Genomic DNA, 25,259 nt, shown 5'->3' with positions numbered 1-25,259 from the left:
TGTGCGCGTCCGACCCGACTATAACAAGCCGGAAGGGGCGCGATGTCCGCAATTTCCGCGTGCTAGAAGCTCTCGGGCGCGGGGGAGACCACCACGACCTGCCCGTCACGCACCTCGCGCACTTCGAGCGCGCGCTGGGCAGTGCCGTCGCTGCTGAAGCGGAACGCACCGTCGAGGCCGAGGAAGCCGCCCGCATCGGTCAGCTGACCGGTGGGGAAGGGGCGGCCCGGCTGCCAGCCATTGCCCGCCACCCGCAACGCGAGCAGCACGCCGTCATAGCCCAGCGTCGCGATCCGGTAGGGGGAATCGCCGAAGCGGCTGCGGTAGCTTTCCGAAAAGCGGCGATAGCGCGCATCGGAGAGGGCGGAGAACAGCGCGCCCTGCATCACTCCGGCGGCGGGAATAGCGCTCTCGCCGCTCCACAATTCGGTGCCGAGCAGGCGGGGGCCGGCACCGGTCTCGTCGCGCAGCTCGGCTGCGGCGATGATTGCGAGCCGGGGGCTGTCGGCGATCATCACCGTGTCGAACCCGCCGCGTGCACGCAGGCGGCGCGCGGCACTCGCGGCAGAGCCGTCGTTGCGCGAATAGCGTTCGGTCGCGACCAGGCTACCGCCGACGCCGCGCAGCGCTTCGAGCAGGGCCAACTCGGCCTGGCGGCCATACTCGCCCTCGGGCACCAGCGCGCCATAGGTGCGTGCGCCCTGGCTCTGCGCAAAGCGGACCGTGCGCGCGACCGACTGCGAGGGCGACAGGCCCATCAGGTACACGTCGGGCGAGGCCACGCTGACATCGTTGGAGAAGGCGATCAGCGGAATATTGCGCGGGCGCGCCTCGGCCAGCACGTCGGCGACATTGCTGCCCAGCAGCGGGCCCAGGATCAGCTGGTTGCCGTCCGCCACCGCGCGGCGCGCGGCCTCGCGGGCATTGTCGGCGGTGTCGTAGGTGGTGATCCGCAGGCTGTCGGCATTGGTGTCGAGCAGGGCCATCGTCGTCGCATTGGCGATCGACTGGCCGACGCGCCCGTTGTCCCCCGTGGTCGGCACCAGCAGCGCGACCCGGTGGCGGGTGCTGTCGCCCGGTTCCTGCGGCAGAGGGGTGGGGCGGCTGCGATCGATCGGGGGCGGGGTCCGCCGGTCGTCGGTCGTCCCCTGCTGTCCCGTCGGCTGCGAGGGAGGCGGCGGGGAATAGGGCGGATCGACCTGCGGGATGATCTGGCACCCGGCGAGCAGCAGGCCCATGCCGAGCGTGAGGATCAGGCGGCGGCAGTGGATCAAGCCGGTCTTGGTGGAGCCCATCATGCTTGCGAATATCCCCTGCGTTGGTCCATGGCTGGATTCGTGAACGATACCAGCGACGCCCATCCGAACGCCGCGCTTGCGCCGGGCCTGTATATCGTCGCGACCCCGATTGGCAATCTGAGCGACATAACCTTGCGGGCAGTCGACGTGCTTTCGCGGTGCGACGGTGTTGCGTGCGAGGATACGCGCGTCACGGGCAAGCTGATGAAGCACCTCGGCCTGTCCAAGCCGCTGTGGCGATACAACGACCATGCCGAGGAGCGGGACCGGGCGCGGCTGATCGAGAGCATGCAGACCCGCGCCGTGGCGCTGGTCAGCGACGCGGGCACGCCGCTGATCTCCGACCCCGGATACCGCCTGGTCAACGCCGCGCGCGAGGCGGGGGTGGAGGTGCAGACGATCCCCGGCCCGTGCGCCGCGATCGCCGCGATCACGCTGGCGGGTCTGCCCAGCGACCGCTTCCTTTTCGCAGGTTTCCTGCCGGTGAAGGACAAGGCGCGCGGCGACATGCTGGCCGAACTCGGCGGGATCGATGCGACGCTGCTGTTCTACGAGAGCGCGGGAAGGCTGGCGAAATCGCTCGCCGCGATCGACACCGCGCTGCCCGGCCGCCGGGTGGGCGTGGCGCGCGAGTTGACCAAGCTGCACGAGGAATGCCGGGTGGATACACCTGCGGCGCTGATCGCGCATTACGAAGCCAAGCCGCCCAAGGGCGAGATCGTGCTGCTGGTCGAACCTCCGCACGAGACCGAGGCGAGCGCGGAGGATGTCGATGCATTGCTGCGCGAGGCTCTGAAGACCGAGAAGGCTTCGCAGGCCGCGGCCAAAGTGGCCAAGGCGACCGGTGCGGACCGCAAGGCGCTCTATGCCCGGGCGATGGAACTGCGCGGATGAGCCAGAAACGCGAACGCGCCGAAAAGGCCGGTCGCGGCGGGGAGAAAGAGGCTGCCTGCTGGCTGGAGGGCGAGGGGTGGGAGATCATCGACCGTCGCCGCAAGACGCCGCTGGGCGAAATCGACCTTGTCGCACGGCGCGAAAATCTGATCGCCTTCGTCGAGGTGAAGTGGCGGCGCAGCGTGCCCGACCTCGACCTTGCGATCGACGAGCGGCGGCTGGCGCGGGTCGCGGCGGCAGTGGGCGCGGTGGCTCATGAATATGCGAACGATGGAGAGGACATACGGATCGACGTGATCCTGCTTGCACCCGGCGCGCACCCTCGCCACATCGCGAACGCTTGGATGCCGTGAAACATCACCGTTCGTGGTGAGCCTGTCGAACCGCGAACTTCCAGCGCGAGGCCTGTTCGCCCTTCGACAGGCTCAGGACGAACGGAGAAAGCCGAATATGACCCTACGCACCGCCTTCCAGATGGACCCGATCGAGAGCGTCAAGATCGCGGGCGATAGCAGCTTCGCGCTGATGCTCTCGGCGCAGGAGCGCGGGCACGAGGTGTGGCATTACGATGTGAAAAGCCTCGCTTGGGAAAGCGACGGCTCGCCCGCCGGAAAGATCACCGCCTTCGCGCGCCCTGTGCGCGTGAAGCGCGTCGGGGGTGATCACTTTGAATGGCTGGGCGAGCGGCGCATCATCGACCTCGCGAAGGACATCGACGTCGTCTGGCTGCGGCAGGACCCGCCCTTCGACCTCGGCTACATCACCGCCGCTTTCCTGCTCGACCGGCTGAAGGGCACCACGCTGGTGGTCAACGATCCGCGCGAGGTGGTGAACGCGCCCGAAAAGATGTTCGTGCTCGATTACGCACGCTTCATGCCGCCCACGCTGATCGCGCGCAGGCTGGCGGATATTCAGGCGTTCCAGAAGAAACACGGCGCGGTGGTGGTCAAGCCGCTGCACGGCAATGGCGGCAAGGCGATCTTCAAGATCGATGAGAGCGGTACGAACCTGTCCGCGCTGTCCGAGGTGTTCGACAACCAGTGGCCCGAGGCGCACATGGTGCAGGCCTTCCTGCCGACGGTGAGCGAGGGCGACAAGCGCATCGTACTGGTCGACGGCGAAGTCGCAGGCGCGATCAACCGCAAGCCGGGCGAGGGCGAGTTCCGCTCCAACCTCGCGCAGGGCGGCTCGGCCGAGGCCGCGCAGCTGACCGCGCGCGAAGAGGAGATCTGCGCCGCAATGGGGCCCGAGCTGAAGCGTCGCGGGCTGGTGTTCGTCGGCATCGACGTGATCGGCGGCGAGTGGCTGACCGAGATCAACGTGACCTCGCCCACCGGGATCGTCGCGATCGACCGTTTCAACGGCACCGACACTGCAGGCGCCCTGTGGGACGCGACCGAGAGGCGGCATCGCGAGATGTGAGATGGACCGCCGTTCGTCCTGAGCCTGTCGAAGGGCGAGAGAAGGGGCGCCGAGCAATCCGTCCGCACTTCGACAAGCTCAGCACGAACGGATTGCGCTGATAGGTTGGTTGGGGGTCGCGTCCCGGCGCGTTTAGTTCAACTCATACGCCACGGTCGTCACCACGCGGACCTTCTGGAACAGCGTATTCGCACCGCTCGAGTCGCAATATTCGCAGTCGACCCCGTCGCGCGCGCTGATCGAGAAATAGCCCTGGCTGGCGGTCTTGATCTTGCCGACCGACGCGCCGCTGTCGTTGGCGAATTGCTGCGCACTTTGGCGCGCGCTGCGGTTGGCCTCCGCAATCATGTCGGGCTTCAACTCGTTGAGGCCGGTGAATGTGTAGTTGACCGAACCGCCACCCATCTCGACCCCGGCACGCAGCAGGTCGGCCTGCTTCGCATAGGCCGCCCGAGCCTTCATGACGTCATTGGTGCGCAGCTGGATCGTGCGTGAGACGGTGAGGCTTTCGGGGAGCGGATTGCCATAGGCATCGCGCTGCTGATCGCGCATCAGCGAGATGTCGCTGTCGGTGAAATCGCTCGGCTTGAAGCCCGCTTCGGTGAAGAACTGGCGCACAGCCTGCGCCTGCCGGTCGACCGATCCCTGCACGCTCGCCAGATCATTGCCGGTGTCGGAGAAGCGGATCGACCAAGTGGCGATATCGGCGGTGACGTCGCGTTCGGACACGCCCTTCACGGTCACCTCGCGGTCGGCCTCTTTCGCGCGGCGCAAGCCATCGCCGAGCAGGAAGCCGCTGCCCATCAGCCCGACCATCACGATCGCGACGGAACCCAGCACCACGAAACGATTGTCTTCCCTAAACCCGGCCATCCCTCATTCTCCTCGACAGGTCGCAGCGGCGGAGCCCCGATTGGCTGGTTCGCCCTGCGATAAACCGTGCAATCCTATCGATGAAACGAGATGAATGAGCGATGAAACGTGTCATTTTATCGGTGAACCGTTTGAGCGCACTAGCGAAAAATCTCCCAAGCCGCGCCGTAACTTTCCGCCGTCCCGTGCATTGGTGCCCCATGGACGAGATCATAGTCTCCATCGTCGAGCGGCTCGGCTATTTCGGCATCGCCGTTCTCATGGCCCTCGAAAACATCTTCCCGCCGCTTCCGTCGGAGGCGATCATGGGCGCGGGCGCGCTCGCGATCGAGAATGGCAGGATGAGCTTCTGGCCGCTGCTGATCTTCGCGACCATCGGCACGGTTGCAGGCAATTACGGCTGGTTCTGGTTCGGCGACCGGGTCGGCTACGAAAAGTTGGGGCCGTTTATCGAGCGCTGGGGCCGGTGGCTGACGCTGGAATGGGAAGACATCGAGCGCACATCGCGCTTCTTCAAGCAGCGCGGCGAATGGGCGGTGTTTTTCCTGCGGTTTTTCCCGGTGATGCGCACGATGATCTCGCTCCCGGCGGGTCTCGCTCACATGAAGCTCTGGAAATTCCTGGTCTTCACCACGGCGGGCGCGGCGATCTGGAATGCGATCCTGATCTACGGCACGCGCTGGCTGGTCGGCACCTTCTCGCAGATCCAGGATCTGGTCGGATGGATCGTAATCGGCTCGCTGCTGCTGGCGGTCGCCGGTTACGGGTGGCGGCTCTACACATGGAAGCCGCGCGCCGAGCGTTAGTCGCCCCGTTCGGGCGCCTTCTTCTCTCTGGGATGCGCGTTGCGATAGGTGTCGAGCAGGCTTGCCGCATCCACCTCGGTATAGATCTGCGTCGAGCCGAGGCTCGCATGGCCGAGCAGTTCCTGCAGGCTCCTGAGGTCCGCGCCCGCGCCGAGCAGATGCGTGGCGAAGGAATGGCGCAGCGCGTGCGGCGTGGCATTGGCGGGCAGGCCGATTTCGCCGCGCACCTGTGCCATCGCCTTCTGCACCAGTCCCGGAGAGAGCGGGCCACCGCGTTGGCCCCGGAACAGGGGTTTGTCGGGTGCGAGATCATGCGGGCACGCGGCGACATAGGCAGCAATCGCGCTGCGGATCGCGGGCAGGATCGGGGCCACGCGCGTCTTGCCGCCCTTGCCGGTGACGCGGATCGTCTCGCCGATCTGCGCGTGTTCGCCGGTCAGCGAGAGAGCTTCGCCCAACCGCATCCCTGCGCCGTAGAGCAGTAGCAGCACCGCCCGATCGCGCAGGCCCGTCCATTCCTCGCGCCGCTCCTCGCCGATCCTCTCGGCGAGATGGAGCGCTTCGTCGGGCGTCACCGGGCGGGGCAGGGTGCGCTTGATCCGCGGGCCGCGCAGACGCGGTGCCTGCGCGTCGTCGAAGCCTGCCTCGGCGCGGGCGAAGGCAAGGAAGGCACGAAGGGCAGAGAGCTCGCGCGCGGCGGAGCGGTTGGACAGGCCATCGGCGCGGCGGCGGGCGAGCTGGGCGCGCAGGGCCGGGGCCCCTAGCCTGGCAACACCCTGCCAGTCGGTCGCAGGCGTCTCCTCCAGCAACCGCTCGGCGGCGCGGATGTATGCGCGCACGGTATGCGGCGACAGGCGGCGCTCGGTCGCAAGATGGCTCTCCCAGCGGGCGAGCAACCCACTCATGCCGCGACGAGGTGCGCCGGGACCAGCTCCGCCAGCAGCGCGTCGAGCAGCGGCATGCCCTGCGGGGTGATCGTCAGCCGGTCGCCGTCCAGTTCGACGAACCCGAGATCGGCGTAGAACGCGGCGCGGTCTGCATCGACAAGCGCATCAGGCGTCGTCCCGAACCGAGTGGCAAGCGCCGCCAGATCGAGCCCCTCGGCTAGCCGCAGGCCCATCAGCAGCGCTTCGCTCAACTGCTCTTCGCGGCCCAGCGCGCGCTCTTCGGATATGCCGTGCCCGTTCTCGCCAACACGGCGCAGGAACGCCTCGGGCTTCTTGTGGCGGATCGTCGCCATGCCACCACGCCGCCCATGCGCGCCCGGACCGATCCCGACATAGTCGCGGTAGCGCCAATAGGTGAGGTTGTGATGGCTCTGGGCACCAGGCCGTGCATGGTTGCTGATCTCGTAGGCCGGGAGGCCCGCAGCCCGCATCTGCTCCTGCGTCTGCACGAACAGGTCGGCGGCCTCGTCCGGGTCCATCGGGGTCAGCCGCCCGCGCGCCACGGCACCGGCAAAGCCCGTCCCCGGCTCGATCGTCAGCTGGTAGAGCGATAGATGCTCGGTCCCGAAGGCGAGGGCGCGCGCCAGCTCCGCCTCCCACGCCTCGGCACTTTGACCGGGGCGCGCGTAGATCAAATCGAAGGTGACGCGCCCGAACAGGCCCTGCGCGCTCTCGACCGCTGCCATCGCCTCGGCAGCGCTATGCTCGCGCCCGAGAAAGGCCAGTGCCTCTTCATGCAGAGACTGCACGCCCAGCGACACGCGATTGACCCCGGCGGCGCGGAAATCCGCAAACTTGCCCGCCTCGTAAGAGGTGGGATTGGCTTCGAGCGTGATCTCGGCATCGGGCGCGAGGCCCCACAGGCGCTGTGCCTGCTCGATCAGCGAACCTGCCAGCGCGGGCGGCATCAGCGAGGGCGTGCCGCCGCCGAAGAAGATCGAGCCTACGCGGCGGCCTTGCGTCAGCGCATGCTCGTGCGCCAGGTCGGCCAGCAGCCCCGCCTGCCACGCGTCGGCATCCACATCATCGCGAACATGACTGTTGAAGTCGCAATAGGGGCACTTCTTCAGGCAGAAGGGCCAGTGGATATAAAGCGCAAGATCGTCTGCTGCGGGCATGGAGCGAATCTAGGTGGCGCGGGCCGCGATGGCCAGCGAGTTAGCCGAACTGCTCGGCGACCAGCTTGGCGAAGGCGTCCGCGCGGTGGCTGATCGTGTGCTTTTCCGCAGGCTCTATCTCGGCGAATGTCTGCTCGCGCCCATTCGGCACGAACACCGGATCGTAGCCGAAGCCGAGCTTCCCGCGCGGCGGCCACGTGAGCGATCCGGGCGCGATCCCTTCGTAGACCGCATATTCGCCATCGGGCCAGGCGAGCGCCAGCGTGCAGTGGAACGCCGCGCTGCGATCCACGTCCGGCCCCTGCTGCGCGAGCAGGCCTTCGACCTTGCCCATCGCCATGTACCAGTCGCGGCCCGGCTCGCCTTCGAACCACTGCCGTTCGGCCCAGTCGGCGGTGTAGACGCCGGGCCGGCCATCGAGCGCGGCGACCGACAGCCCGCTGTCGTCGGCGAGGCTGACGATGCCCGAGCTTTCCGCCGCCGCCCGCGCCTTGAGCAGCGCGTTCTCGACGAAGGTGGTGCCCGTCTCCTTGGGCTCGGGCAGGCCGAGCGCACCGGCGGAGATGCACTCGACCCCATAAGGTGCGAGCAGCGCCGAAATCTCTTTCAGCTTGCCCGCATTATGCGTCGCGATGACGAGCTTGCCCGAGCCGATACGGCGAGTCATTTCACCGCCGCGTCCTGTGCCTTGAAGATTTCGCCGCAGCCCATCTGCGCAAGGCGGAGCAGGCGCAGCAGCGCTTCTTCGTCATAGGCCGCGCCTTCGGCGGTGGCCTGCACTTCGGCGATCTTGCCACCTTCGATCAGCACGAAGTTGGCATCGGCATCGGCCGAGCTGTCTTCGTCGTAATCGAGGTCGAGCACCGGGGTGCCCTTATAGACGCCGCAGGAAATCGCGGCGATCTTGCCGGTGATCGGGTCTTCAAGGATCGCGCCCGACTTCTTGAGGCCGTCGATCGCGAGCCGCAGCGCGACCCACGCGCCGGAAATCGCCGCTGTGCGCGTGCCGCCATCGGCCTGGATGACATCGCAATCGAGCGTGATCTGGCGTTCACCGAGCTTCTTCATGTCTACGACAGCGCGCAAAGAACGCCCGATAAGGCGCTGAATTTCCTGCGTCCGGCCCGACTGCTTGCCGCGCGCCGCCTCGCGGCTACCACGGGTGTGCGTCGCGCGCGGGAGCATCGAGTATTCGCCGGTGACCCAGCCTGCACCCTTGCCGCGCATCCACGGCGGTACGGAGTTCTCGACACTGGCGGTGCACAGCACGCGGGTATCGCCGAAGCTGATCAGGCAGCTGCCTTCCGCGTGCTTGGTGAAACCGGTTTCGATGGAGATAGCGCGCATTTGGTCGGGCGCGCGGCCTGAAGGTCGCATGGGGGAAATCCTCTGGTCTGTATGGTCGCGAGCGCCCTAGCGGCCTATTCATCGGGTGGCCAGTGGACATGCTGCATCACCAGCACCCCCGTTACGAAAGGCATCCCGGATGATCCGTACTTTATCGATTTGCGCGCTGCCCCTCGCCATCGCAGGCTGCGTCACGCCTGCAACAGGCCCCGGCAGTACGGCGCCGGTCGAGAAAATCGACTACGCCGTGACCCCGTGCTTCGGCTTCTGCCCGTCCTTCACACTCTCCGTGGCGCAGGATGGTGCAGGGACTTATCGCGGCGAGCGTTTCGTGCAGCAAAAGGGCGCAGCATCCTTCACCGCCAGCCCGGATGAGGTCGAGGCCTTCGCCCGGCGGCTCGCGCCGTTCCGCCCGGAAAGTTCTGTCGAGTACGGATACGAGAATTGCGACGGCCCCGTGGCGACCGACTCCCCGTCGGTAAAAATCACCTGGCACGAAGCGGGCAAACAGCCGGTTACGCTGAACTGGTACATGGGCTGCCGCCAGCCCGGCCTCGCCGAGAACCGCGACGCGCTCTACCAGGCCTGGCAGGAACTGCCCGTGGACGACCTTGTCGGCACCGCCGAGAACCGCCAGATTTACGACCAGAACAGATGAGCTGCGAACAAGGCTGAACCACCGAGCATGAGCACCCCGCCGCTAACCGAACTGACCGCCCGGACGCGCGACATCTTTCGCGTGGTGGTGGAGCAGTATCTGGCGACGGGGCAGCCGGTCGGATCGAAGACGCTGTCCGAGGGTGGGGCGGTCGACCTCTCGCCCGCTTCCATCCGCAGCGTGCTGGCAGATCTCGAAAAGCTGGGCCTGCTGGCCGCGCCGCATGTGTCCGCCGGGCGCAAGCCGACCGAGACGGGCCTACGCCTGTTCGTCGACGGGATGATGCAGATCACCCAGCCGAGCGAGGACGAGCGCCGAGCGATCGAGGCCAAGCTGGGCGATCCCGGCCCGCTGGAAGCGCGGCTGGAGGCGGCCAGTGCTATGCTGTCCGACCTGTCGGGCGCGGCGGGCATGGTGTTCGTGCCCACGGCGGAGCGGCGGCTGGCGCAGATGAGCTTCGTCCCGCTGGACGCCGCGCGCGCGCTCGCGGTGCTGGTCGATGCGAACGGGCAGATCGAGAACCGGCTGATCGAACTCGACGGGGTCGACAGCGCCACGCTCGACCGGGCATCCAACTATCTTTCCGCCCGCCTCGCCAATCGCAGCCTTGGCGAAGCGCTGAAGGAAATCGAGAACGAGATCGACAGCGGGCGCAGCGCGCTGGACGCGGCGAGCAGTAATCTGGTCCGGCGCGGGATCGCGATGTGGAGCGAGGCGCCCGATCGCAACCCGGTGCTGATCGTGCGCGGACAGGCCAAGCTGCTCGACGACGAAGCGGTCGGCGATGTCGAGCGGGTGCGCCAACTGCTCGACGAGCTGGAGAACAAGCAGGCGGTGGCCGAGGTGCTGGAGCGCGCGCGCACGGCGCAGGCTACGCGGATCTACATAGGCAGCGAAAATCGCCTCTTCGCGCTCAGCGGGTCGTCTGTTATCGCCTCACCCTTCCGCGATCGCGAGGGGAACATCGTGGGGGTACTGGGGGTTATCGGCCCCACGCGCTTGAACTACGCGCGCATCGTTCCCATGGTGGATTTCACCGCACAATCACTGGGCCGATTGACCGGCTAACAGGGCAGAATTCACGTAAAGACTATGCAAGACGAACATGATCCCAAGGACGAGCCTGTCCGCGAAGATAGCACGCTCGACGCGGAAGCCGAACGTGAGTTGGCAGGCGTTCCCGAACACCTGCGCGACCAGGGCGACGATGGCGACGACGAGAGCGAGCAGGGCGTAGCCAAGCTTGCCGAAACGGTCGCGAAGCTCAACGAAGAGCTGGAGACCGCGCGGCAGGAAGTGCTCTATGCCCGCGCCGAGACGCAGAACGTGCGCCGCCGCATGGAAAAGGACATTGCCGACACGCGCGCCTATTCGGCGACCGGCTTTGCCCGCGACATCCTGTCGGTTTCGGACAACCTGTCGCGCGCGATCGATTCCATCCCCGAAGAGCTGCGCGAAGACGGCAAGTTCAAGGGGCTGATCGCCGGGATCGAAGCGACCCAGCGTGAGCTCGACCGCGTGTTCGGCCAGCATGGCGTGACGCGCGTGGCTGCGATGGGCCTGCCCCTCGATCCCAACGTTCATCAGGCGATGATGGAAATCCCCAACGATGAGGCCGAGCCGGGCACCGTCGTCCAGGAGATGCAGGCCGGCTATCTGATCCGAGATCGTCTGCTGCGCCCTGCGCTGGTCGGTGTCGCGAAGAAGCCGGACTGAGCGTAAACCTGCGGAACAAAACAGCGTTATCGGGGCTTTCACCCAGCACAAGGTGCAAGGAGAGACCCCCGATGATTGCCAACAAAAGCAAGACCCGTTTCGCCCTCATCCCAGTGGCGATGATTTCCGCCCTCTCGCTCAGCGCGTGTGCGGAAAACTACTCGGCTGAAGGCGGCCTTGCGGGCGCCGCAGCCGGTGCCGGCCTCGCGGCCGTGACGGGTGGCGATATTGCCCGCTACGCACTCGCCGGTGCCGCCGCCGGTGCGCTGGCAGGCTATTTCGTCGACAAGAACGACCGCTGCGACGGTTACGACCGCGACGGCTATCTGGACGAGGATTGCTTCGGCACCCGCGGCTATCCGGCCGATCCGCGTCGCTGATCTCGCAATGCGTTGAATGAAGGGCCGCCCCGCGAAGGGCGGCCCTTTTCGTATCAGTCGACCACCTGCGCGCGGTTCTCGTCGCGGTGTTTCTTGAGATACTTCATGAACGGTGTGCCGCCGGTGCCGACATCGGGGTCGTTCCCCGCGATGCTGCCCGCCTGCTTGTTGATGTAGCTCGCCGCATATTCGAGATGCCGCGTGCGGAATCGCGCAGCCTGTTCGAGGCAGGCGTTGAACGCTTCCTTCAGCGCCGCATTGCGACTGTCGGCGACGAAGCTGCGCAGCGTCGATTGCGCGGCGAGGTCTTCGATGAAGCGCCGATGCTCGACCGGTCGATACGCGTGCAGCTCGTCGAGGAAGCTCTTGAGCGGGTCGTCGCTGTGGCCGACCTGGAACAGCGCATCCATCGCTGGGACGATGGAGGACTGCGACCCGGTCTGCCCGCGAAACGCCTGCGGCTTGCCGCCGAACCGTTCGATGCCTTCATAGATCAGTCCGCCGTCCAGCGCCGGGTTGTTCGCCCAGCCGTGGATATAGGGGCGCACCCGGTGGAAATAGACGTACGGATCGCACCGCTCGGGCATCCGCGCGAAGTGGGCGTAGATCCGCTCCCACGCCTCATCCATCTCGCGCAGCAGGGTGAGCGCGGTATCTTCGTCGCCATCGCGGCACACGGTGACCAGCTTCGCCGCATTGTCGAGCAGCACGCCCGCCTCGGCCTCGATCGCGACGTGGACCAGCACGAACCAGTTCTCGTCCGCACCGCCGAGAAAGTTCTGGTGCATCGCGATATTGTCGAGCGTGACCGGGCCGGATTTGTCGAGCCGGTACCAGTTGTCGAGCACGTAGCCCGAATAGGGCAGCAGCGGCGCCTGGCCGAGCCGGTCGGCCAGCGCGACCATCGGGCGGGCGAGATTGGCGGGAAGGTGCGCGGGGGGATCGTCCTCGCCCCACACGTAGGCCTGCACCAGGAAGGAATAGTGCACCATCGCGGTGCGGACCTCTTCCTCGGGCGCGTCCTTGGCCCATTCGCCGATCTGCGGATCAGGCAGCGCGTCCAGCCAGTGGCGTACTCGGCCGGTGGTCAGCAGGGCGGAAAGATTGCCTGCCGCTTCCACGATCGGGGCGAACTGGGTGGGGAGGGTGATCGTGTCGATTTCGTAATGCGAAAGGTAGCCGCGTTCCCGCGACATGCCGTAATTGCTCAGCTCCATTGTTGGGACCATTCGCCGGGCGCGGGTTGGGCCGCCCGGACGGCGCATCGACTAACAAGCGGCGCGGGGCCGCTCAAGCCATGACGCTACGTCACCGCAGATAGATCACCAGATAGCGGACGATCAGCGCGACCAGCAGCACCGCGTGAACCTGCCGGTTTCGGACGAACATCAGCGTGCCCATCAGGCCCACGAACAATGCGGTCATCCATATGACGATCGGGGACAGCAAGTTCTCGCGCAGCTGCGGCAGGCCGAGCAGAAACGCCCACTGCACGACGACCAGCGCGATCAGCATCCCCATCACCGTGCGGCAGACGCGGAAATAATGCGTGTCGAGATCGCGGAACCGCTCCGGGTCGCCGGGGAACACGAGCCTTGCCGCGAGGTAATAGGCGCTCGCGAAGCCGACTACGGCGAGCAGCGTGGCGGGATTGACCGCCATCACATCGCGCACCGTCCACGAGAACATCCAGAACGACAGCAGGTCGAGGATGACGAACACGGCGAGCAGCGGTGTCAGCCAGCCGATCGAGAACCGCTCACCCCCAGCATCGCTCGCGAAACGCAATTCCAGCGTGCGCCCGAGGCCGGAGAGAATTTCGACCAGCGAGAGGCCGAGGAGCAGCGCATAGAGCGCGAAGATAAACTCGTAATCGGTCAAGGCTTTGCCCCGGGAAAGCGCACCAGCAGATCATAGGTCTCGCGGCTGGCGATGCCTGCCACGCGCACGCCGTTCCTCAGCCAGAAGGCGTGCTTCACGATCTCCGCCTGCTGCTCGATCCCGTATTTTTCGAGGCCCCAGCCCGGTTTGATGCTGTAGTCGTAGCGGCACCAGGGATGGCGGTGGAGCGGCAGGTACCACTCGCCCCTGGTCTGGGTCTGCCACACATGCGTCATCTCATGTATGAAATGGCCCTGCGAATGGTGATTTCCGGCGGAAAAATCGTCGCAATATCCTGCCGCATCCGGGTGGAAATGCAGGTGGCCGCGCGGGGCCATGGTGGTGTTCTTCGGCTGGAAGAACGCCCACTTGCGCCGCCGGATGGTGACCTTGCGATAATCGATCGCGGTGCCGAACACCGATTGCGCCAGCGCCACCTCGCCCGGCGTCAGCCGCCGCTCCCCACCCGCAGGGCAGGGAGCGACGCGGGCTTCATGCGTCTCGGCATCTATCGGGTGATCCATGACGCTCGTCGATTGATCGCGCTTCAGCGTTCCGCGTCGGCGGGCAGCACGTCGACATCGAACGCCATGGTCTTGCCCCCGGCCATGGTCAGGGTGACCGAGGTGACGCTTTCGGGCTTGAGCTCGGGCGAGAGGTCGAACGCCATCACGTGCTTGCCGCCCGGTTCGAAGGAGACGGTTTCGCCCGGCTGCACGGTGACCACGCCGATCGATCCCATCTCGGTATCGTCATATTCCATATAGTCGTGCAATTCCGCGCTTCCCGCGCCTTCCACTTCGGCCTTGCGGACCGAAATCGCCCGGTCGCCCGGGTTCTCCAGCTTGAAATAGACCGCCCCCGGATTGCCTGAGACCGCCGGCAGGAACAGCTTGCCTTCGCTCGCGGTCAGCGGTGCGGCTGCAACCTCTTCCTCGGCGGGTTTCTGATCGCATCCGGCCAGTGTCACGGCACCAAGGCCAAGTGCGCAGGCGAGGTAAATCGATTTCATGTCAGGCTCCTCCCAGGTTTGTGTCCCGCCTGACGACTAGGCGCTGGCATCTCTTGTGCCAAGAACAAGCGCACCTATATCCGCGGCTCAACCAGAGCTGCCGAGCGGCATCGCCCACTGACGGGGGTGTCGCGAAGGGCAGTGTCCAACATAGCCAAACGGATGCGGGGTATCATGGCAAAAGTAATTGGTATCGACCTCGGTACGACGAACTCGTGTGTCGCGGTCATGGATGGGGGCAAGCCCAAGGTCATCGAGAATGCGGAAGGTGCACGCACCACGCCCTCGATCGTGGCCTTCACCAAGGATGGCGAGCGCCTGATCGGCCAGCCGGCCAAGCGCCAGGCCGTCACCAACCCGGACAACACCGTCTTCGCGGTGAAGCGCCTGATCGGCCGTCGGTTCGAAGACCCCATGACCAAGAAGGACATGGAGCTGGTCCCCTACAACATCGTCAAGGGCAACAATGGCGATGCATGGGTCGAAGCGGGCGGCGACAAGTATTCGCCCAGCCAGATTTCCGCCTTCATCCTGCAGAAGATGAAGGAAACCGCCGAGAGCTATCTTGGCGAGAACGTGACGCAGGCGGTCATCACCGTGCCTGCCTACTTCAACGACGCGCAGCGTCAGGCGACCAAGGACGCCGGCCAGATCGCAGGCCTCGAAGTCCTGCGCATCATCAACGAGCCGACCGCGGCGGCGCTCGCCTACGGCCTCGACAAGGACGAGAACAAGACCATCGCGGTCTACGACCTTGGCGGCGGTACGTTCGACATCTCGATCCTCGAAGTCGGCGACGGCGTGTTCGAGGTGAAGTCGACCAACGGCGACACCTTCCTCGGCGGTGAAGACTTCGACAGCGCGATCGTCGAATATCTGGCCGAGCAGTTCAAATCCAAGGAAAACATGGATTTGAAGCAGGACAAGCTGGCCCTGCAGCGCCTCAAGGAAGCCGCCGAAAAGGCGAAGATCGAGCTTTCGAGCGCGCAGCAGACCGAAGTGAACCTGCCCTTCATCACCGCGCGCATGGAAGGCGGCAGCTCCACGCCGCTGCACCTCGTTGAAACGCTGACCCGCTCCAAGCTGGAACAGCTCGTCGGCGACCTCGTCAAGCGCACGCTCGACCCGTGCAAGAAGGCGCTCGAAGATGCCGGCATGAAGACCGGTGAAGTCGACGAAGTGATCCTGGTCGGCGGGATGACCCGCATGCCCAAGGTCCGCGAAGTCGTGGAAGAATTCTTCGGCAAGAAGCCGCACACCGGCGTGAACCCCGACGAAGTCGTCGCCATGGGTGCAGCGATCCAGGCCGGCGTCCTTCAGGGCGACGTCAAGGACGTGCTGCTGCTCGACGTGACGCCGCTGTCGCTGGGTATCGAGACGCTGGGCGGCATCATGACCAAGATGATCGACCGCAACACGACGATCCCGACCAAGAAGACGCAGGTCTATTCGACCGCCGAGGACAACCAGCAGGCGGTGACGATCCGCGTGTTCCAGGGCGAGCGCGAGATGGCGGGCGACAACAAGCTGCTCGGCCAGTTCGATCTGGTCGGCATCCCGCCTGCACCGCGCGGCGTACCGCAGGTGGAAGTCACCTTCGACATCGACGCCAACGGCATCGTGAACGTGTCCGCCAAGGACAAGGGCACGGGCAAGGAACAGCAGATCCGCATCCAGGCCTCGGGCGGTCTGTCGGACAACGACATCGAATCGATGGTCAAGGACGCCGAACGCTTCGCCGAAGAGGACAAGAAGCGTCGCGAAGCTGCCGAGGCGCGCAACCAGGCCGATAACCTGGTCCACGCGACCGAGAAGCAGGTTCAGGAAAACGGCGACAAGATCGACGCTTCGCTCAAGTCCGATGTCGAGGCAGCGATCGCCGAGACCAAGACCGCGCTCGAAGGCGATGATGTCGACGCGATCAATGCGAAGGCTCAGGCGCTTACCGAAGTGGCCATGAAGATGGGCCAGCAGATCTACGAGAAGGAACAGGCCAGCGGCGGCGCAGATGCCGGGCAGGCCGGCGATGCAGGCGCATCGTCCTCGCAGGACGAAGACGTGGTCGACGCCGAGTTCTCCGAAGTAGACGACAGCGCTGGCGACAGCGACAACGCCGACCGGTCCTGAGCCGGACGGTCATGAGAAACGGGCTCCGCGCAGACCACCCGGCCTGCGCGGGCCCGCCTATGTTTGTTGCACCGGTGCTCTGAATAATGGCTTCCGAACCCGATCTTTACGAATTGCTTGGCGTCTCGCGCGATGCGGATGCGGCGGCGATCAAGGCTGCCTATCGCAAGATGGCGATGCAGTATCACCCCGATCGCAACCCAGGCGATGCCGAGGCTGAGGCGCGCTTCAAGGCGATCGGCGCTGCTTACGAGGTGTTGAAAGACCCTCAGAAACGCGCCGCCTACGACCAGTACGGCCACGCCGCCTTCCAGCAGGGCGGGGGTGGCGGCCGTGGCGGTCATCAGGCCGACTTCGGCGATATCGGCGATATCTTCGAAACGATCTTCGGCAGCGCCTTTGGCGGAATGCGCCAGGGCGCACGGCGCGGGGCGGACCTGCGCTACGACCTCGAGATCACGCTGGAGGAGGCCTTCCACGGCAAGTCGACCACCATCGAAATCGAAGTCTCGCAGCAATGCGAGGTGTGCACCGGCTCCGGCGCGGAGCCGGGCACCGGCACGCGGGCGTGCAACATGTGCGCGGGCTACGGCAAGGTGCGGGCGCAGCAGGGCCTGTTCGTGGTCGAGCGGCCATGCCCCAATTGCCACGGTCGCGGCGAGGTGATCGAGACCCCGTGCCGCAATTGTCGCGGTGACGGGCGCGTCGATGCGCCGCAGTCGCTCTCGGTCGATATTCCGCCGGGCGTCGATACCGGCACCCGCATCCGCCTGTCCGGCAAGGGCGAGGCAGGCCCGCGCGGCGCGCCTCCGGGCGATCTCTACATCTTCATCCACATCCGCGCGCACAGCGTGTTCGCGCGCGACGGATCGAACCTGATCGCGCGCGTGCCGATCAGCTTCACGACCGCCGCGCTGGGCGGCAAGGTCGAGATTCCCGACCTCGACGGGTCGACCAACACGATCGAGATTCCCGCCGGCATCCAGTCGGGCAAGCAATTGCGCCGTCGCGGTGCGGGCATGCCCGTGCTGCAGGGTCGCGGTCGGGGCGATCTGGTCGCGGAAATCACGGTGGAAACGCCGACCAAGCTGACCAAGCGCCAGCGCGAAATCCTCGAAGAATTCAGCGAGACCGAAACGGGCGAGGAATGCCCCGAAAGCCGCGGCTTCTTCGACCGGATCAAGGACGCCTTCGGGGCCTGACGCCCCGCAGCTGGATGGGTCCCGCTAGCCCAACCGCGCCTCGATCTCGTCGCGCAATGCCTTCAGCGTTCCGTCCGCGCAGCGCTTCGCCTCGCGCTCTTCCTCGATGATCGCGAGGAAGGCGCTGCGCAGGATCGCGCGACGTTCCTCGAAGGGAATCGCCTCGTCGCTGGTCGACAGCACGATGTCGATCATCCGCTCGCAGCCATGCAGGCGGCCCCACAGATAATCGTTCTCGCGATAGGCGCGGCTGAAGAAGGCGCCGAAGTCGTAGAATTCGATTCCCCGCAGCGTCTCTGCCGCACCGCCTTCGCGGATCGCCTGGGCGTCTTCGGGGCTGATCCGGTCGACCTTGACCGGCTCGAACTCGTTCATCCCCTGCGTGCCGAGGATCGGCAGCGTGGCGACATCGTAGAACGGGAAGCCCAGATAGGCGTACATCATCCGCCGCCGCAGGCTGCGGGGCATGTCGCTCAGCGCGAGCGACAGCGCCTCTTCGGCCTGCGTATCGAGATCCTTCAGCCCGCGCCGCTGCGCAATATGATCGAGCAGCGCGCCCGGGTCCGACACCGCATTGCGCGCCAGATCGCGAAATTCCGGGCCCATCGGGTTGAGGCCGTCCCGCTCGAAATAGGCGGACAGGATCGTGTAGATCGCCTCGCGCGCGCTATCGAGCGCCTCGTTGGGGATCTCCGGGTCCGCCTCCCAATCGCGCGCGGTGCGACGGGCGAGCAGGCGCAGGCGGCGGATGCGGAACGCCAGATCGTATGTCCGGAAGAACTCGATCGCCCCCGGGCTCGCCCCGCCGGTCGCCCCGCCAAGCGTTTCCAGCCCCCGCTCGCGCAGACAGGCGCGCAGCACCACGGCGAGCACCTGCGGATCGGGCTCGGCATCCCTGGGCGCAGCCTTGCGCGCCAGCTCCGCAATCCGCTCGACGATCCCGACATATTTGAGCTCGGCATAGCCCGCGAAGGTGTAGCCCGCCTGTTCCGCCGCCGCCTGCTGCGCTTTTCTGCGCCAGTTGGACAGTCGCTTGGGCGTGGGCCGGTCGAAGAACACCGTGCGGTCGAACAGCTTTTCGACCGCGCCCTCCACCTGCGGGCGCAGTTCGGTGATCATCGCCTGCAGCCGCGCGGCGTGGCGCGACTGCTCGCCGATAACCTCCAGGTTGTCGCGGATCGGCTGTTCGCGGGGGAGGGTGGAGAGCGAGCCGAAGATATTCTCGAAGAAGCCGACCGGCGCGCGCATCTTCTCCCTGTCGCGCATGTATCGCTCGGGCCGCGGATCGACATAGGCGAAGCGCCGCTCCACCTCGCGCACCGCCGGCCGCCCGCGCAGCGCGTCGATCGCGCCTTCGAACGGGCGATTGACCAGCACCGACCCGTCGATCAGCGACACTCCTTCCGCCGTCCCGTCATCGCAATGCACCGGCATCACCTGCCGCAGGAACCGGTCGCGAGAATGCCACGACAGGTTCTTCTCCGCCGCGATCGTGTCGATCTCGCCCAGCTGCAGCGGCGGGAACGCGCCCGGGAAGCTGGCGGTCGCGCGCGCGGCGAAGGTCAGTTCAAGCGGATCGGCAAGCCAGCCCCCGGCAAGCTCCGGCGTGCGCCCGGTGAAGGAGATCGGCATGCGATGCTCGCTCTCCAGCACCACCGGCGGGCTGTTGAGCCGCAGCCGGGCGAGGTAGCCGTGGAAATCCGTCGTCGGCACGTAGAGATCGACCGGGTGGCCGGGCGGCAGCAGCGGCCCGTCGGCGGGCGAGCCATCCATCGCCTCCAGCGCTTCGAGCAGCATGCGCGACATCGTCTCGCCGGAAAACGGCGGCTGGAACCAGCGCCCGCGCACCAGCTTGGAGACCTTCTCGCGCACTTCGGAGCGTGTCTCTGGCGCGACGCTTTCGGACACCAGATTGCCCGGCCGCCTGAGCACGAAGGTGGCGAGCGGCTGCGCCCACACCTTGGCAAAGCGCCAGCCCGGCCGCGCGTCCTCGGCGGTCAGCCGGTCGATATCGGCATTGTCGAGCCACAGGTTGGTGAGCGGCTCCAGCGACCGGCCGGAGAAGATCGCCTGCGCCAGAAACACCGCGTTGATCCCGCCCGCGCTCGCGCCGCTGAAAATGTCGGGCAGCACGCGCAGGCGCAGATCGTGGCGGTCGGCAAGCAGGTCGAGCAGGCGGCGGTATTCGCCCGCGACCCCGTGGCTGGAATGGCCGGGTGTATGGAAGTCGCGGCTGGCGCGCGCCAGGTTCCACACCTCCTTGGTCACGCCATGCATGTAAACGGCGAGGCTGACCCCGCCGTAGCAGACAAGACCGATCCTCAATTCCTTTTGCCGCATGGTTGATATTCTAGAGGGGGAGGGGGCTGAATAGCAACTTGCGTTCCGTTAATGTTCCACCTAACTCCCCGCCTTAAGGAGGTGGCATGGCCAAGCCGAAGAAACGCTATGTTTGTCAGGCCTGCGGCGGTGTCTCGCCGCGCTGGCAGGGACAATGCCCGGACTGCGCGGAATGGAACACGCTGGTGGAGGATGCCCCCGCGACCGTTTTCAGCCAGAAGCACGACCTGTCGGGCGGCGGGCGCAGGCTCGAATTCGTCTCGCTGAGCGATGCGGTGAAGCCGCCCGAGCGGGCGACCACCGGCCTCAAGGAATTCGACCGCGCGCTGGGTGGCGGGCTGGTGCCCGGCGCCGCGATCCTGATCGGCGGCGATCCGGGGATCGGCAAATCCACCCTGCTGCTGCAAACCGCGGGCGCGATCGCGCGCAAGGGCGGCGATGTCGTCTATGTCAGCGGCGAGGAAGCCTCCGCGCAGGTGCGCCTGCGGGCGGAGCGATTGGGGCTGGCCGATGCGCCGGTCCGGCTCGCCTCCAGCACCAATGTGCGCGACATCCTGACCACGCTGGGCGCGCAGGACGAAGCGCCCGACCTGCTGGTCGTCGATTCGATCCAGACCATGTATTCGGACACGATCGAGGGCGCGCCGGGCACGGTCAGCCAGGTGCGCGGCTGCGCGTTCGAACTGATCCGCTACGCCAAGGAACGCGGCACCGCGCTGGTGCTGGTCGGCCATGTGACCAAGGACGGCAATATCGCGGGCCCCCGCGTGCTGGAGCACATGGTCGACGTGGTGATGAGCTTCGAAGGCGAACGCAGCCACCAGTACCGCATCCTGCGCGCGCTCAAGAACCGCTTCGGCGCGGTCGACGAGATCGGCGTGTTCGCGATGGCGACCGAGGGGCTGGAGGAGGTCGAGAACCCGTCGATGCTGTTCCTCTCCGGGCGCGACGCGCCGCTCGCGGGCAGCGCGGTGTTCCCCGCGATGGAAGGCACGCGGCCCGTGCTGGTTGAAATTCAGGCGCTGATCGTGCGCCTGCAATCGGGCGCGACCCCGCGCCGTGCGGTGGTGGGATGGGACAATGGCCGCCTCGCGATGCTGCTGGCGGTGCTCGAATCGCGCTGCGGCCTCAATTTCAGCGCGGCGGAGGTCTATCTCAACGTCGCGGGCGGATACCGTCTGGCGGACCCTGCGGCAGACCTGGCGGTGGCCGCTGCGCTGGTTTCCGCACTTGCCGACCGGCCCCTGAAGGATCGCTCGGTCTGGTTCGGCGAAGTCTCGCTCGCCGGGGAAATCCGCCCGGTCGCCCATGGCGGGCTGCGGCTGCGCGAGGCGGCCAAGCTCGGTTTTTCGAGCGCGCAGGGCCCATTCATGGAAGAAAAGGCTTCACGCGGCATTCAATTCGACGGAATAAGGCAGCTATCGCAACTGGTGGATCGCGTGATGCGATAGCAATGGCGTGCTAGGCTGAAATTCTATGACCGGGTTCGACATCATCGTGCTGCTGATCGTCGCGGTGGCCGCTGCGGGCGGCTTCATGCGCGGCTTCGTGCAGGAAATGCTCTCGCTCGCCGCGTGGATTCTCGCGCTGCTTGCGATCCGGCAGTTCCACACGCAGGTGCAGGCGCTGCTCGAACCGCAGGTCGGCTCGGCGACCACCGCCGCGATCGTCGCCTTCGCGCTGCTGCTGCTGATCCCCTTCGGCGCGGTCAAGCTGATCGCATCGATGGTCGGCACCAGAGCGCGCGATTCGCTGCTCGGCCCGCTCGACCGGGTGCTCGGCTTCGGTTTCGGCGCGGTGAAGGGCGCGATCATCGTGGTGATCGGCTTTGCGCTGCTGGTGCTCGGCTATGATACGGTGTGGGGCGAAGAGGGCCGCCCGAACTGGATCGTCACCGCGCGCACCTACCCCTCGATCAACGCGGGCAGCGAAGCGCTGGTCGGCTATATCCACGATCGCCGCGCCGAAGTGCGCCGGGCGCGGTCGGAGGATAGTGGCCCAGTAACCGGCGACACCGTCAGCCAGTGACCAAGCTCTACACGCCCGAAATCCTCTCGCTCGCGGTCTCGCTGGCCGGTTATCCGCGCCTGTCCGCGCCCGATGCCAGCGCAGAAGTACGCTCGCGCATCTGCGGCGGCACGCTGACGCTCGACGTGGCGCTCGACGCCGAAGATCGGGTGGAGGCGCTGGGCTTGGCCGTATCGGCCTGCGCGATCGGGCAGGCGGCGGCGGCGGTGTTCGCGCAAGCGGCGCAGGGCCGCACGGCGGAAGACATGCGCGCCAGCCTCAAGGAAATCGAGGCATGGCTGGCGGATGAGAACGCACAGCTCCCAGACTGGCCGGGCTTCGCCGTGCTGGAACCCGCACGCGCCTTCCCCGGACGGCACGGCGCGATCCTGCTCCCTTGGAGGGCCGCGACAGACGCGCTTTGCAAGGCCGCGCAGCCGCGTTAGACCAACTCCATAAAACGGAGGGGGAAAATCGGAATATGAGCGCGTCCGCCGCAGCATCGGCCAACCGTGAGCCGACCGACAAGGAAATCCGGCTCGTCATCGCCGCCAGTTCGGCAGGGACGATCTTCGAATGGTACGACTTCTTCATCTACGGCACGCTCGCCGGGCTGATCGGCGCGGCATTCTTCCCCAGCGGTAACGAGACCCTGCAGATCCTGCTGGTGTGGGCAGGCTTTGCGGTCGGCTTCGGCTTCCGACCGCTGGGTGCGATCCTGTTCGGCTTTCTGGGCGACAAACTGGGGCGCAAATACACCTTCCTCGTCACCGTCACGCTGATGGGCATCGCCACCGCCGGTGTCGGGCTGATCCCCGACGCGGCGACCATCGGCATCGCTGCGCCGATCATCGTGATCGGCTTCCGCATCCTGCAGGGCCTTGCACTGGGCGGCGAATATGGCGGTGCGGCGATCTATGTCGCGGAACACGCTCCGCCCGAGAAGCGCGGGTTCTACACCAGCTTCATTCAGGCCAGCGTGGTCGGCGGCTTCGTGCTGTCGATCATCGTGGTGCTGACCTGCCGCTGGCTGATCCCGGCGGAGGAATTCGCCGCCTGGGGCTGGCGCGTGCCGTTCCTGCTGTCGATCATCCTGCTTGGCATTTCGCTGTGGATGCGCCTCAAACTCTCCGAAAGCCCGGTGTTCAAGGCGATGAAGGAGGCGGGCGAGACCAGCGGCAATCCCTTCATCGAGAGCTTTACCTACCCGGGTAACAAGAAGCGCATCTTCGTCGCGCTCTTCGGCATCACCGGCGTGCTGACCACGATCTGGTACACCGCGTTCTTCAGCAGCCTGTCGTTCCTGCGCGGGCCGATGCGGGTGGACGAGAGCGTGGTCGAATGGATGCTGCTGGCAGGCGGGCTGATTTCGATGAGCTTCTACCTCGTCATCGGGCGCTGGTCGGACAGGATCGGGCGCAAGCTGCCGATCATTCTGGGCGCCGGGCTGTCGCTGGCGCTGCTGTTCCCGGTCTTCTGGGGGATGGGCCATCTCGCCAATCCGGGCCTCTCCGCCGCAGCCGAGCGGACGCCGGTTGTGGTGACGGGCCAGAACTGCACGCCCGACCCCTTCGCCGAACTGTTCGGCCGCGAACAGACCGATTGCGGCAAGCTGCTCGACGCGATGACTTCCAGCGGCGTGCGCTACGAGTTGCGTGAGGGCGGGGCGCTCGGGCTGTCCGTGGGCGGTGAAGCACAGCCGCTCGACCCGGCGCTGTTCGCGCAAGGGCCAGCGCTGCGCGACGGCGTGCGCGACGCCTTGAGCGCCAAGGGCTTCGATTTCAGCACGCAGGTGCCGCCGGTCGCGAATATCCTCGGAATCGTCGGCCTGCTGCTGGTGATGGGGATGCTCTCCGCGCTGACCTATGGCTCCGTCGCCGCGCTGCTGACCGAGATGTTCCCGCCACAGATCCGCTATTCGTCGATGTCGATCCCCTATCACATCGGCGCTGGATACCTTGGCGGGTTCCTGCCGCTGATCGCGGGGATCATCGTCGCGCGCAGCGGGGATATCTACGCAGGCCTATGGTATACGTGGATCGTGGTCGCTTTCGGCCTGCTTGTCGCATGGTGGGGCTTGCCGAGCGGGCCGCCACGTGATTTCGGGGATGCGTGAACACGCACCCGCAAACACCGCCGCCCCCGACGCTCCGCCTCGCGATCGACACCGCCGCGCTGGCGCATAACTGGCGCGCGCTCGACAGGCTGTCGGGCACTGCGCGGGCAGGCGCGGCGGTCAAGGCGGATTGCTACGGGCTGGGTACGCAGAACTGCGTGCCTGCGCTGGTCGAAGCGGGCGCTCGCGATTTCTTCGTTGCGCACTGGAGCGAGGTCGCGCCCGTGCTGGACCATGTCGCACCGCAACAGGTGGCGGTGCTGCACGGCGTGATGACCGGCGAGGAAGCGCGCTACGCCATCGCGACCGGGGTGCGCCCGGTGATCAACTCGCTCCATCAGGCGAAGGTCTGGCTCGATGCCGGAGGGGGCACGTGCAACCTGATGGTCGATACCGGGATCAACCGGCTTGGCCTTGCCCCCACCGAACTGAGCGACCCGCTGCTCGCCCGGCTCGACGTGCAGGTACTGATGTCGCACCTGTCCTCGGCGGAAGAGCATTCGGCGGCCAATGGCCACCAGCTCGCCGCGTTCCGCGCCGCGCAGGCGCTGTTGCCGCACCGCGAGACGAGCATCGCCAACAGCGCAGGGATTGCGCTGGGCCGCGATTATTCCTGCGACCTCACCCGCCCCGGCCTCGCGCTCTATGGCGGTGTGCCGACGCCCGATCTTGCCGGTCACATCCGCCAGGTCGCCTTCCCGCAGGCCGCGATCATCCATGTCCGCCGCATCGAAGCGGGCGATGCGGTCGGCTACAACCGCGAATTCACCGCCAGCGGGCCGATGCGCGTCGGCACCGTCTCGCTCGGCTATGCCGACGGGTTCCTGCGCAGCTGGGGCGCGAAGGGTTTCCTGCGCCACCAGGGCCGCACGCTGCGCCTGCTGGGCAAGGTCTCGATGGACATGGTGGTGGTGGACCTCGCGCAGGCACCCGATCTGGATGTCGGCGACTGGCTCGACGTGCCGTACCACCTGCCCGATGCTGCGCAGCATTCCGGCCTCTCGCAGTATGAATTGCTGACCACGCTCGGCCACCGGTTCGAACGTAGCGTCAAGGCGCATTGCCCAAGCGATGCTGCAAATGCTAAGGCCTGATGCTGCGCAGCATTCAGTACT

At 66.4% G+C, this 25,259-nt stretch carries 26 protein-coding genes; 15 read left to right on the top strand and 11 right to left on the bottom strand.

Translation table 11 applies throughout. From position 1 onward, the window contains the following. Positions 1-62: 62 nt before the first annotated feature. A complete protein-coding gene (locus tag VO57_009885; protein ID XBL68448.1) occupies positions 63-1,298 on the bottom strand; it encodes a penicillin-binding protein activator in 1,236 nt (411 codons plus the stop codon). Positions 1,299-1,337: 39 nt separating this feature from the next. Here VO57_009885 and rsmI point away from each other — a divergent pair, with 39 nt between their 5' ends. The 3 genes from rsmI (at position 1,338) to gshB (ending at position 3,614) form a co-directional block, all read left to right on the top strand. After that, a complete protein-coding gene (rsmI, locus tag VO57_009880; protein ID XBL68447.1) occupies positions 1,338-2,192 on the top strand; it encodes a 16S rRNA (cytidine(1402)-2'-O)-methyltransferase in 855 nt (284 codons plus the stop codon). After that, entirely contained in the window at positions 2,189-2,545 is a 357-nt protein-coding gene (locus tag VO57_009875) for a YraN family protein (protein XBL68446.1), read from the top strand. Before rsmI ends, VO57_009875 begins: the two co-directional genes overlap by 4 nt. 97 nt (positions 2,546-2,642) lie before the next feature. Further along, positions 2,643-3,614, top strand: a complete 972-nt coding sequence (gene gshB / locus VO57_009870) for a glutathione synthase (GenBank protein ID XBL68445.1) — start codon at positions 2,643-2,645, stop codon at positions 3,612-3,614. 132 nt (positions 3,615-3,746) lie between these two features. On the opposite strand, the gene VO57_009865 is transcribed toward gshB, so the two are convergent. Beyond that, positions 3,747-4,487 (bottom strand): SIMPL domain-containing protein, encoded by a 741-nt coding sequence (locus tag VO57_009865; GenBank protein ID XBL68444.1) that lies wholly within the window; start codon positions 4,485-4,487, stop codon positions 3,747-3,749. 200 nt (positions 4,488-4,687) lie between these two features. Between VO57_009865 and VO57_009860 the strand changes: the two genes are divergently transcribed. Further along, on the top strand, positions 4,688-5,293 hold the full coding sequence (locus VO57_009860) for a DedA family protein (protein XBL68443.1): 606 nt from the start codon (positions 4,688-4,690) through the stop codon (positions 5,291-5,293). Here VO57_009860 and VO57_009855 read toward each other — a convergent pair. From VO57_009855 to rph, 4 genes are read right to left on the bottom strand one after another with little or no spacing between them, the layout of a single operon-like run. Further along, on the bottom strand, positions 5,290-6,198 hold the full coding sequence (locus tag VO57_009855; protein ID XBL68442.1) for a tyrosine recombinase XerC: 909 nt from the start codon (positions 6,196-6,198) through the stop codon (positions 5,290-5,292). The two genes, VO57_009860 and VO57_009855, sit on opposite strands and share 4 nt — an antisense overlap. Continuing rightward, complete coding sequence (hemW, locus tag VO57_009850; protein XBL68441.1) at positions 6,195-7,358, bottom strand: radical SAM family heme chaperone HemW; 1,164 nt, start codon at positions 7,356-7,358, stop codon at positions 6,195-6,197. Before hemW ends, VO57_009855 begins: the two co-directional genes overlap by 4 nt. 40 nt (positions 7,359-7,398) lie before the next feature. After that, entirely contained in the window at positions 7,399-8,025 is a 627-nt protein-coding gene (gene rdgB, locus VO57_009845; protein XBL68440.1) for an RdgB/HAM1 family non-canonical purine NTP pyrophosphatase, read from the bottom strand. Next, positions 8,022-8,735 carry a ribonuclease PH gene (gene rph / locus VO57_009840; GenBank protein XBL68439.1) on the bottom strand — a complete coding sequence of 238 codons (714 nt, stop codon included), beginning with the start codon at positions 8,733-8,735 and terminating at the stop codon, positions 8,022-8,024. Before rph ends, rdgB begins: the two co-directional genes overlap by 4 nt. A gap of 109 nt (positions 8,736-8,844) precedes the next feature. Between rph and VO57_009835 the strand changes: the two genes are divergently transcribed. The 4 genes from VO57_009835 to VO57_009820 all read left to right on the top strand — a co-directional run bounded on the left by VO57_009835 (position 8,845) and on the right by VO57_009820 (position 11,459). Next, a complete protein-coding gene (locus VO57_009835) occupies positions 8,845-9,363 on the top strand; it encodes a DUF6438 domain-containing protein (protein ID XBL68438.1) in 519 nt (172 codons plus the stop codon). Between the two features lie 27 nt (positions 9,364-9,390). Then, positions 9,391-10,431, top strand: coding sequence for a heat-inducible transcriptional repressor HrcA (gene hrcA / locus VO57_009830; protein ID XBL68437.1), 1,041 nt, complete (start codon positions 9,391-9,393; stop codon positions 10,429-10,431). A gap of 24 nt (positions 10,432-10,455) precedes the next feature. Further along, positions 10,456-11,079, top strand: coding sequence for a nucleotide exchange factor GrpE (gene grpE, locus VO57_009825; GenBank protein ID XBL68436.1), 624 nt, complete (start codon positions 10,456-10,458; stop codon positions 11,077-11,079). 71 nt (positions 11,080-11,150) lie between these two features. Continuing rightward, entirely contained in the window at positions 11,151-11,459 is a 309-nt protein-coding gene (locus VO57_009820) for a glycine zipper domain-containing protein (protein XBL68435.1), read from the top strand. A gap of 53 nt (positions 11,460-11,512) precedes the next feature. On the opposite strand, the gene VO57_009815 is transcribed toward VO57_009820, so the two are convergent. The 4 genes from VO57_009815 to VO57_009800 form a co-directional block, all read right to left on the bottom strand. After that, positions 11,513-12,676: an indoleamine 2,3-dioxygenase gene (locus VO57_009815; GenBank protein XBL68434.1), complete on the bottom strand. Its 1,164-nt coding sequence runs from the start codon at positions 12,674-12,676 to the stop codon at positions 11,513-11,515. 91 nt (positions 12,677-12,767) lie between these two features. Further along, positions 12,768-13,340 carry a hypothetical protein gene (locus VO57_009810; GenBank protein ID XBL68433.1) on the bottom strand — a complete coding sequence of 191 codons (573 nt, stop codon included), beginning with the start codon at positions 13,338-13,340 and terminating at the stop codon, positions 12,768-12,770. Further along, positions 13,337-13,864 carry a vgr related protein gene (locus tag VO57_009805; GenBank protein ID XBL68432.1) on the bottom strand — a complete coding sequence of 176 codons (528 nt, stop codon included), beginning with the start codon at positions 13,862-13,864 and terminating at the stop codon, positions 13,337-13,339. Before VO57_009805 ends, VO57_009810 begins: the two co-directional genes overlap by 4 nt. 23 nt (positions 13,865-13,887) lie before the next feature. Then, entirely contained in the window at positions 13,888-14,352 is a 465-nt protein-coding gene (locus tag VO57_009800) for a copper chaperone PCu(A)C (protein XBL68431.1), read from the bottom strand. A 174-nt stretch (positions 14,353-14,526) separates the two neighbouring features. On the opposite strand from VO57_009800, the gene dnaK reads away from it, so the two are divergent. Together dnaK and dnaJ are read left to right on the top strand one after the other, a co-directional pair. Continuing rightward, positions 14,527-16,479 carry a molecular chaperone DnaK gene (gene dnaK / locus VO57_009795; protein XBL68430.1) on the top strand — a complete coding sequence of 651 codons (1,953 nt, stop codon included), beginning with the start codon at positions 14,527-14,529 and terminating at the stop codon, positions 16,477-16,479. A gap of 86 nt (positions 16,480-16,565) precedes the next feature. Next, positions 16,566-17,681 (top strand): molecular chaperone DnaJ, encoded by a 1,116-nt coding sequence (dnaJ, locus tag VO57_009790; GenBank protein XBL68429.1) that lies wholly within the window; start codon positions 16,566-16,568, stop codon positions 17,679-17,681. A gap of 24 nt (positions 17,682-17,705) precedes the next feature. Here dnaJ and VO57_009785 read toward each other — a convergent pair whose 3' ends face one another. Next, entirely contained in the window at positions 17,706-20,021 is a 2,316-nt protein-coding gene (locus VO57_009785) for a patatin-like protein (GenBank protein XBL68428.1), read from the bottom strand. 86 nt (positions 20,022-20,107) lie between these two features. Between VO57_009785 and radA the strand changes: the two genes are divergently transcribed. The 5 genes from radA to alr are packed head-to-tail and all read left to right on the top strand — an operon-like array spanning position 20,108 to position 25,238. After that, complete coding sequence (radA, locus tag VO57_009780; GenBank protein ID XBL68427.1) at positions 20,108-21,472, top strand: DNA repair protein RadA; 1,365 nt, start codon at positions 20,108-20,110, stop codon at positions 21,470-21,472. Positions 21,473-21,497: 25 nt separating this feature from the next. Then, positions 21,498-22,049 carry a CvpA family protein gene (locus VO57_009775; protein ID XBL68426.1) on the top strand — a complete coding sequence of 184 codons (552 nt, stop codon included), beginning with the start codon at positions 21,498-21,500 and terminating at the stop codon, positions 22,047-22,049. Next, a complete protein-coding gene (locus tag VO57_009770; GenBank protein ID XBL68425.1) occupies positions 22,046-22,474 on the top strand; it encodes an iron-sulfur cluster assembly scaffold protein in 429 nt (142 codons plus the stop codon). Before VO57_009775 ends, VO57_009770 begins: the two co-directional genes overlap by 4 nt. Positions 22,475-22,509: 35 nt before the next feature. Continuing rightward, positions 22,510-24,144, top strand: a complete 1,635-nt coding sequence (locus VO57_009765; GenBank protein ID XBL68424.1) for an MFS transporter — start codon at positions 22,510-22,512, stop codon at positions 24,142-24,144. Then, on the top strand, positions 24,141-25,238 hold the full coding sequence (gene alr, locus VO57_009760; protein XBL68423.1) for an alanine racemase: 1,098 nt from the start codon (positions 24,141-24,143) through the stop codon (positions 25,236-25,238). The genes VO57_009765 and alr overlap by 4 nt, the downstream gene beginning before the upstream one ends. The last annotated feature ends 21 nt before the right edge of the window (positions 25,239-25,259 follow it).

Origin of the sequence: Citromicrobium bathyomarinum (assembly GCA_001306305.2) — a bacterium.
In the GTDB taxonomy this organism is placed as follows: domain Bacteria; phylum Pseudomonadota; class Alphaproteobacteria; order Sphingomonadales; family Sphingomonadaceae; genus Alteriqipengyuania; species Alteriqipengyuania bathyomarina.
The sequence above is the reverse complement of the archived record's forward strand: the minus strand, read 5'-3'. Positions and strand labels throughout refer to the sequence as shown.

Excerpts from the sequence above, each read along its gene's own strand:
- rdgB (XBL68440.1), bottom strand. The coding sequence starts at position 8,025 with ATGACTCGCCGTATCGGCTCGGGCAAGCTCGTCATCGCGACGCATAAT.
- dnaK (XBL68430.1), top strand. The coding sequence starts at position 14,527 with ATGGCAAAAGTAATTGGTATCGACCTCGGTACGACGAACTCGTGTGTC.
- hrcA (XBL68437.1), top strand. The coding sequence starts at position 9,391 with ATGAGCACCCCGCCGCTAACCGAACTGACCGCCCGGACGCGCGACATC.
- VO57_009815 (XBL68434.1), bottom strand. The coding sequence starts at position 12,676 with ATGGAGCTGAGCAATTACGGCATGTCGCGGGAACGCGGCTACCTTTCG.
- VO57_009800 (XBL68431.1), bottom strand. The coding sequence starts at position 14,352 with ATGAAATCGATTTACCTCGCCTGCGCACTTGGCCTTGGTGCCGTGACA.
- VO57_009785 (XBL68428.1), bottom strand. The coding sequence starts at position 20,021 with ATGCGGCAAAAGGAATTGAGGATCGGTCTTGTCTGCTACGGCGGGGTC.
- VO57_009885 (XBL68448.1), bottom strand. The coding sequence starts at position 1,298 with ATGATGGGCTCCACCAAGACCGGCTTGATCCACTGCCGCCGCCTGATC.
- VO57_009775 (XBL68426.1), top strand. The coding sequence starts at position 21,498 with ATGACCGGGTTCGACATCATCGTGCTGCTGATCGTCGCGGTGGCCGCT.
- radA (XBL68427.1), top strand. The coding sequence starts at position 20,108 with ATGGCCAAGCCGAAGAAACGCTATGTTTGTCAGGCCTGCGGCGGTGTC.
- hemW (XBL68441.1), bottom strand. The coding sequence starts at position 7,358 with ATGCCCGCAGCAGACGATCTTGCGCTTTATATCCACTGGCCCTTCTGC.
- VO57_009765 (XBL68424.1), top strand. The coding sequence starts at position 22,510 with ATGAGCGCGTCCGCCGCAGCATCGGCCAACCGTGAGCCGACCGACAAG.
- VO57_009855 (XBL68442.1), bottom strand. The coding sequence starts at position 6,198 with ATGAGTGGGTTGCTCGCCCGCTGGGAGAGCCATCTTGCGACCGAGCGC.
- VO57_009865 (XBL68444.1), bottom strand. The coding sequence starts at position 4,487 with ATGGCCGGGTTTAGGGAAGACAATCGTTTCGTGGTGCTGGGTTCCGTC.
- VO57_009860 (XBL68443.1), top strand. The coding sequence starts at position 4,688 with ATGGACGAGATCATAGTCTCCATCGTCGAGCGGCTCGGCTATTTCGGC.
- VO57_009835 (XBL68438.1), top strand. The coding sequence starts at position 8,845 with ATGATCCGTACTTTATCGATTTGCGCGCTGCCCCTCGCCATCGCAGGC.
- VO57_009820 (XBL68435.1), top strand. The coding sequence starts at position 11,151 with ATGATTGCCAACAAAAGCAAGACCCGTTTCGCCCTCATCCCAGTGGCG.
- dnaJ (XBL68429.1), top strand. The coding sequence starts at position 16,566 with ATGGCTTCCGAACCCGATCTTTACGAATTGCTTGGCGTCTCGCGCGAT.
- VO57_009875 (XBL68446.1), top strand. The coding sequence starts at position 2,189 with ATGAGCCAGAAACGCGAACGCGCCGAAAAGGCCGGTCGCGGCGGGGAG.
- grpE (XBL68436.1), top strand. The coding sequence starts at position 10,456 with ATGCAAGACGAACATGATCCCAAGGACGAGCCTGTCCGCGAAGATAGC.
- VO57_009805 (XBL68432.1), bottom strand. The coding sequence starts at position 13,864 with ATGGATCACCCGATAGATGCCGAGACGCATGAAGCCCGCGTCGCTCCC.
- gshB (XBL68445.1), top strand. The coding sequence starts at position 2,643 with ATGACCCTACGCACCGCCTTCCAGATGGACCCGATCGAGAGCGTCAAG.
- rph (XBL68439.1), bottom strand. The coding sequence starts at position 8,735 with ATGCGACCTTCAGGCCGCGCGCCCGACCAAATGCGCGCTATCTCCATC.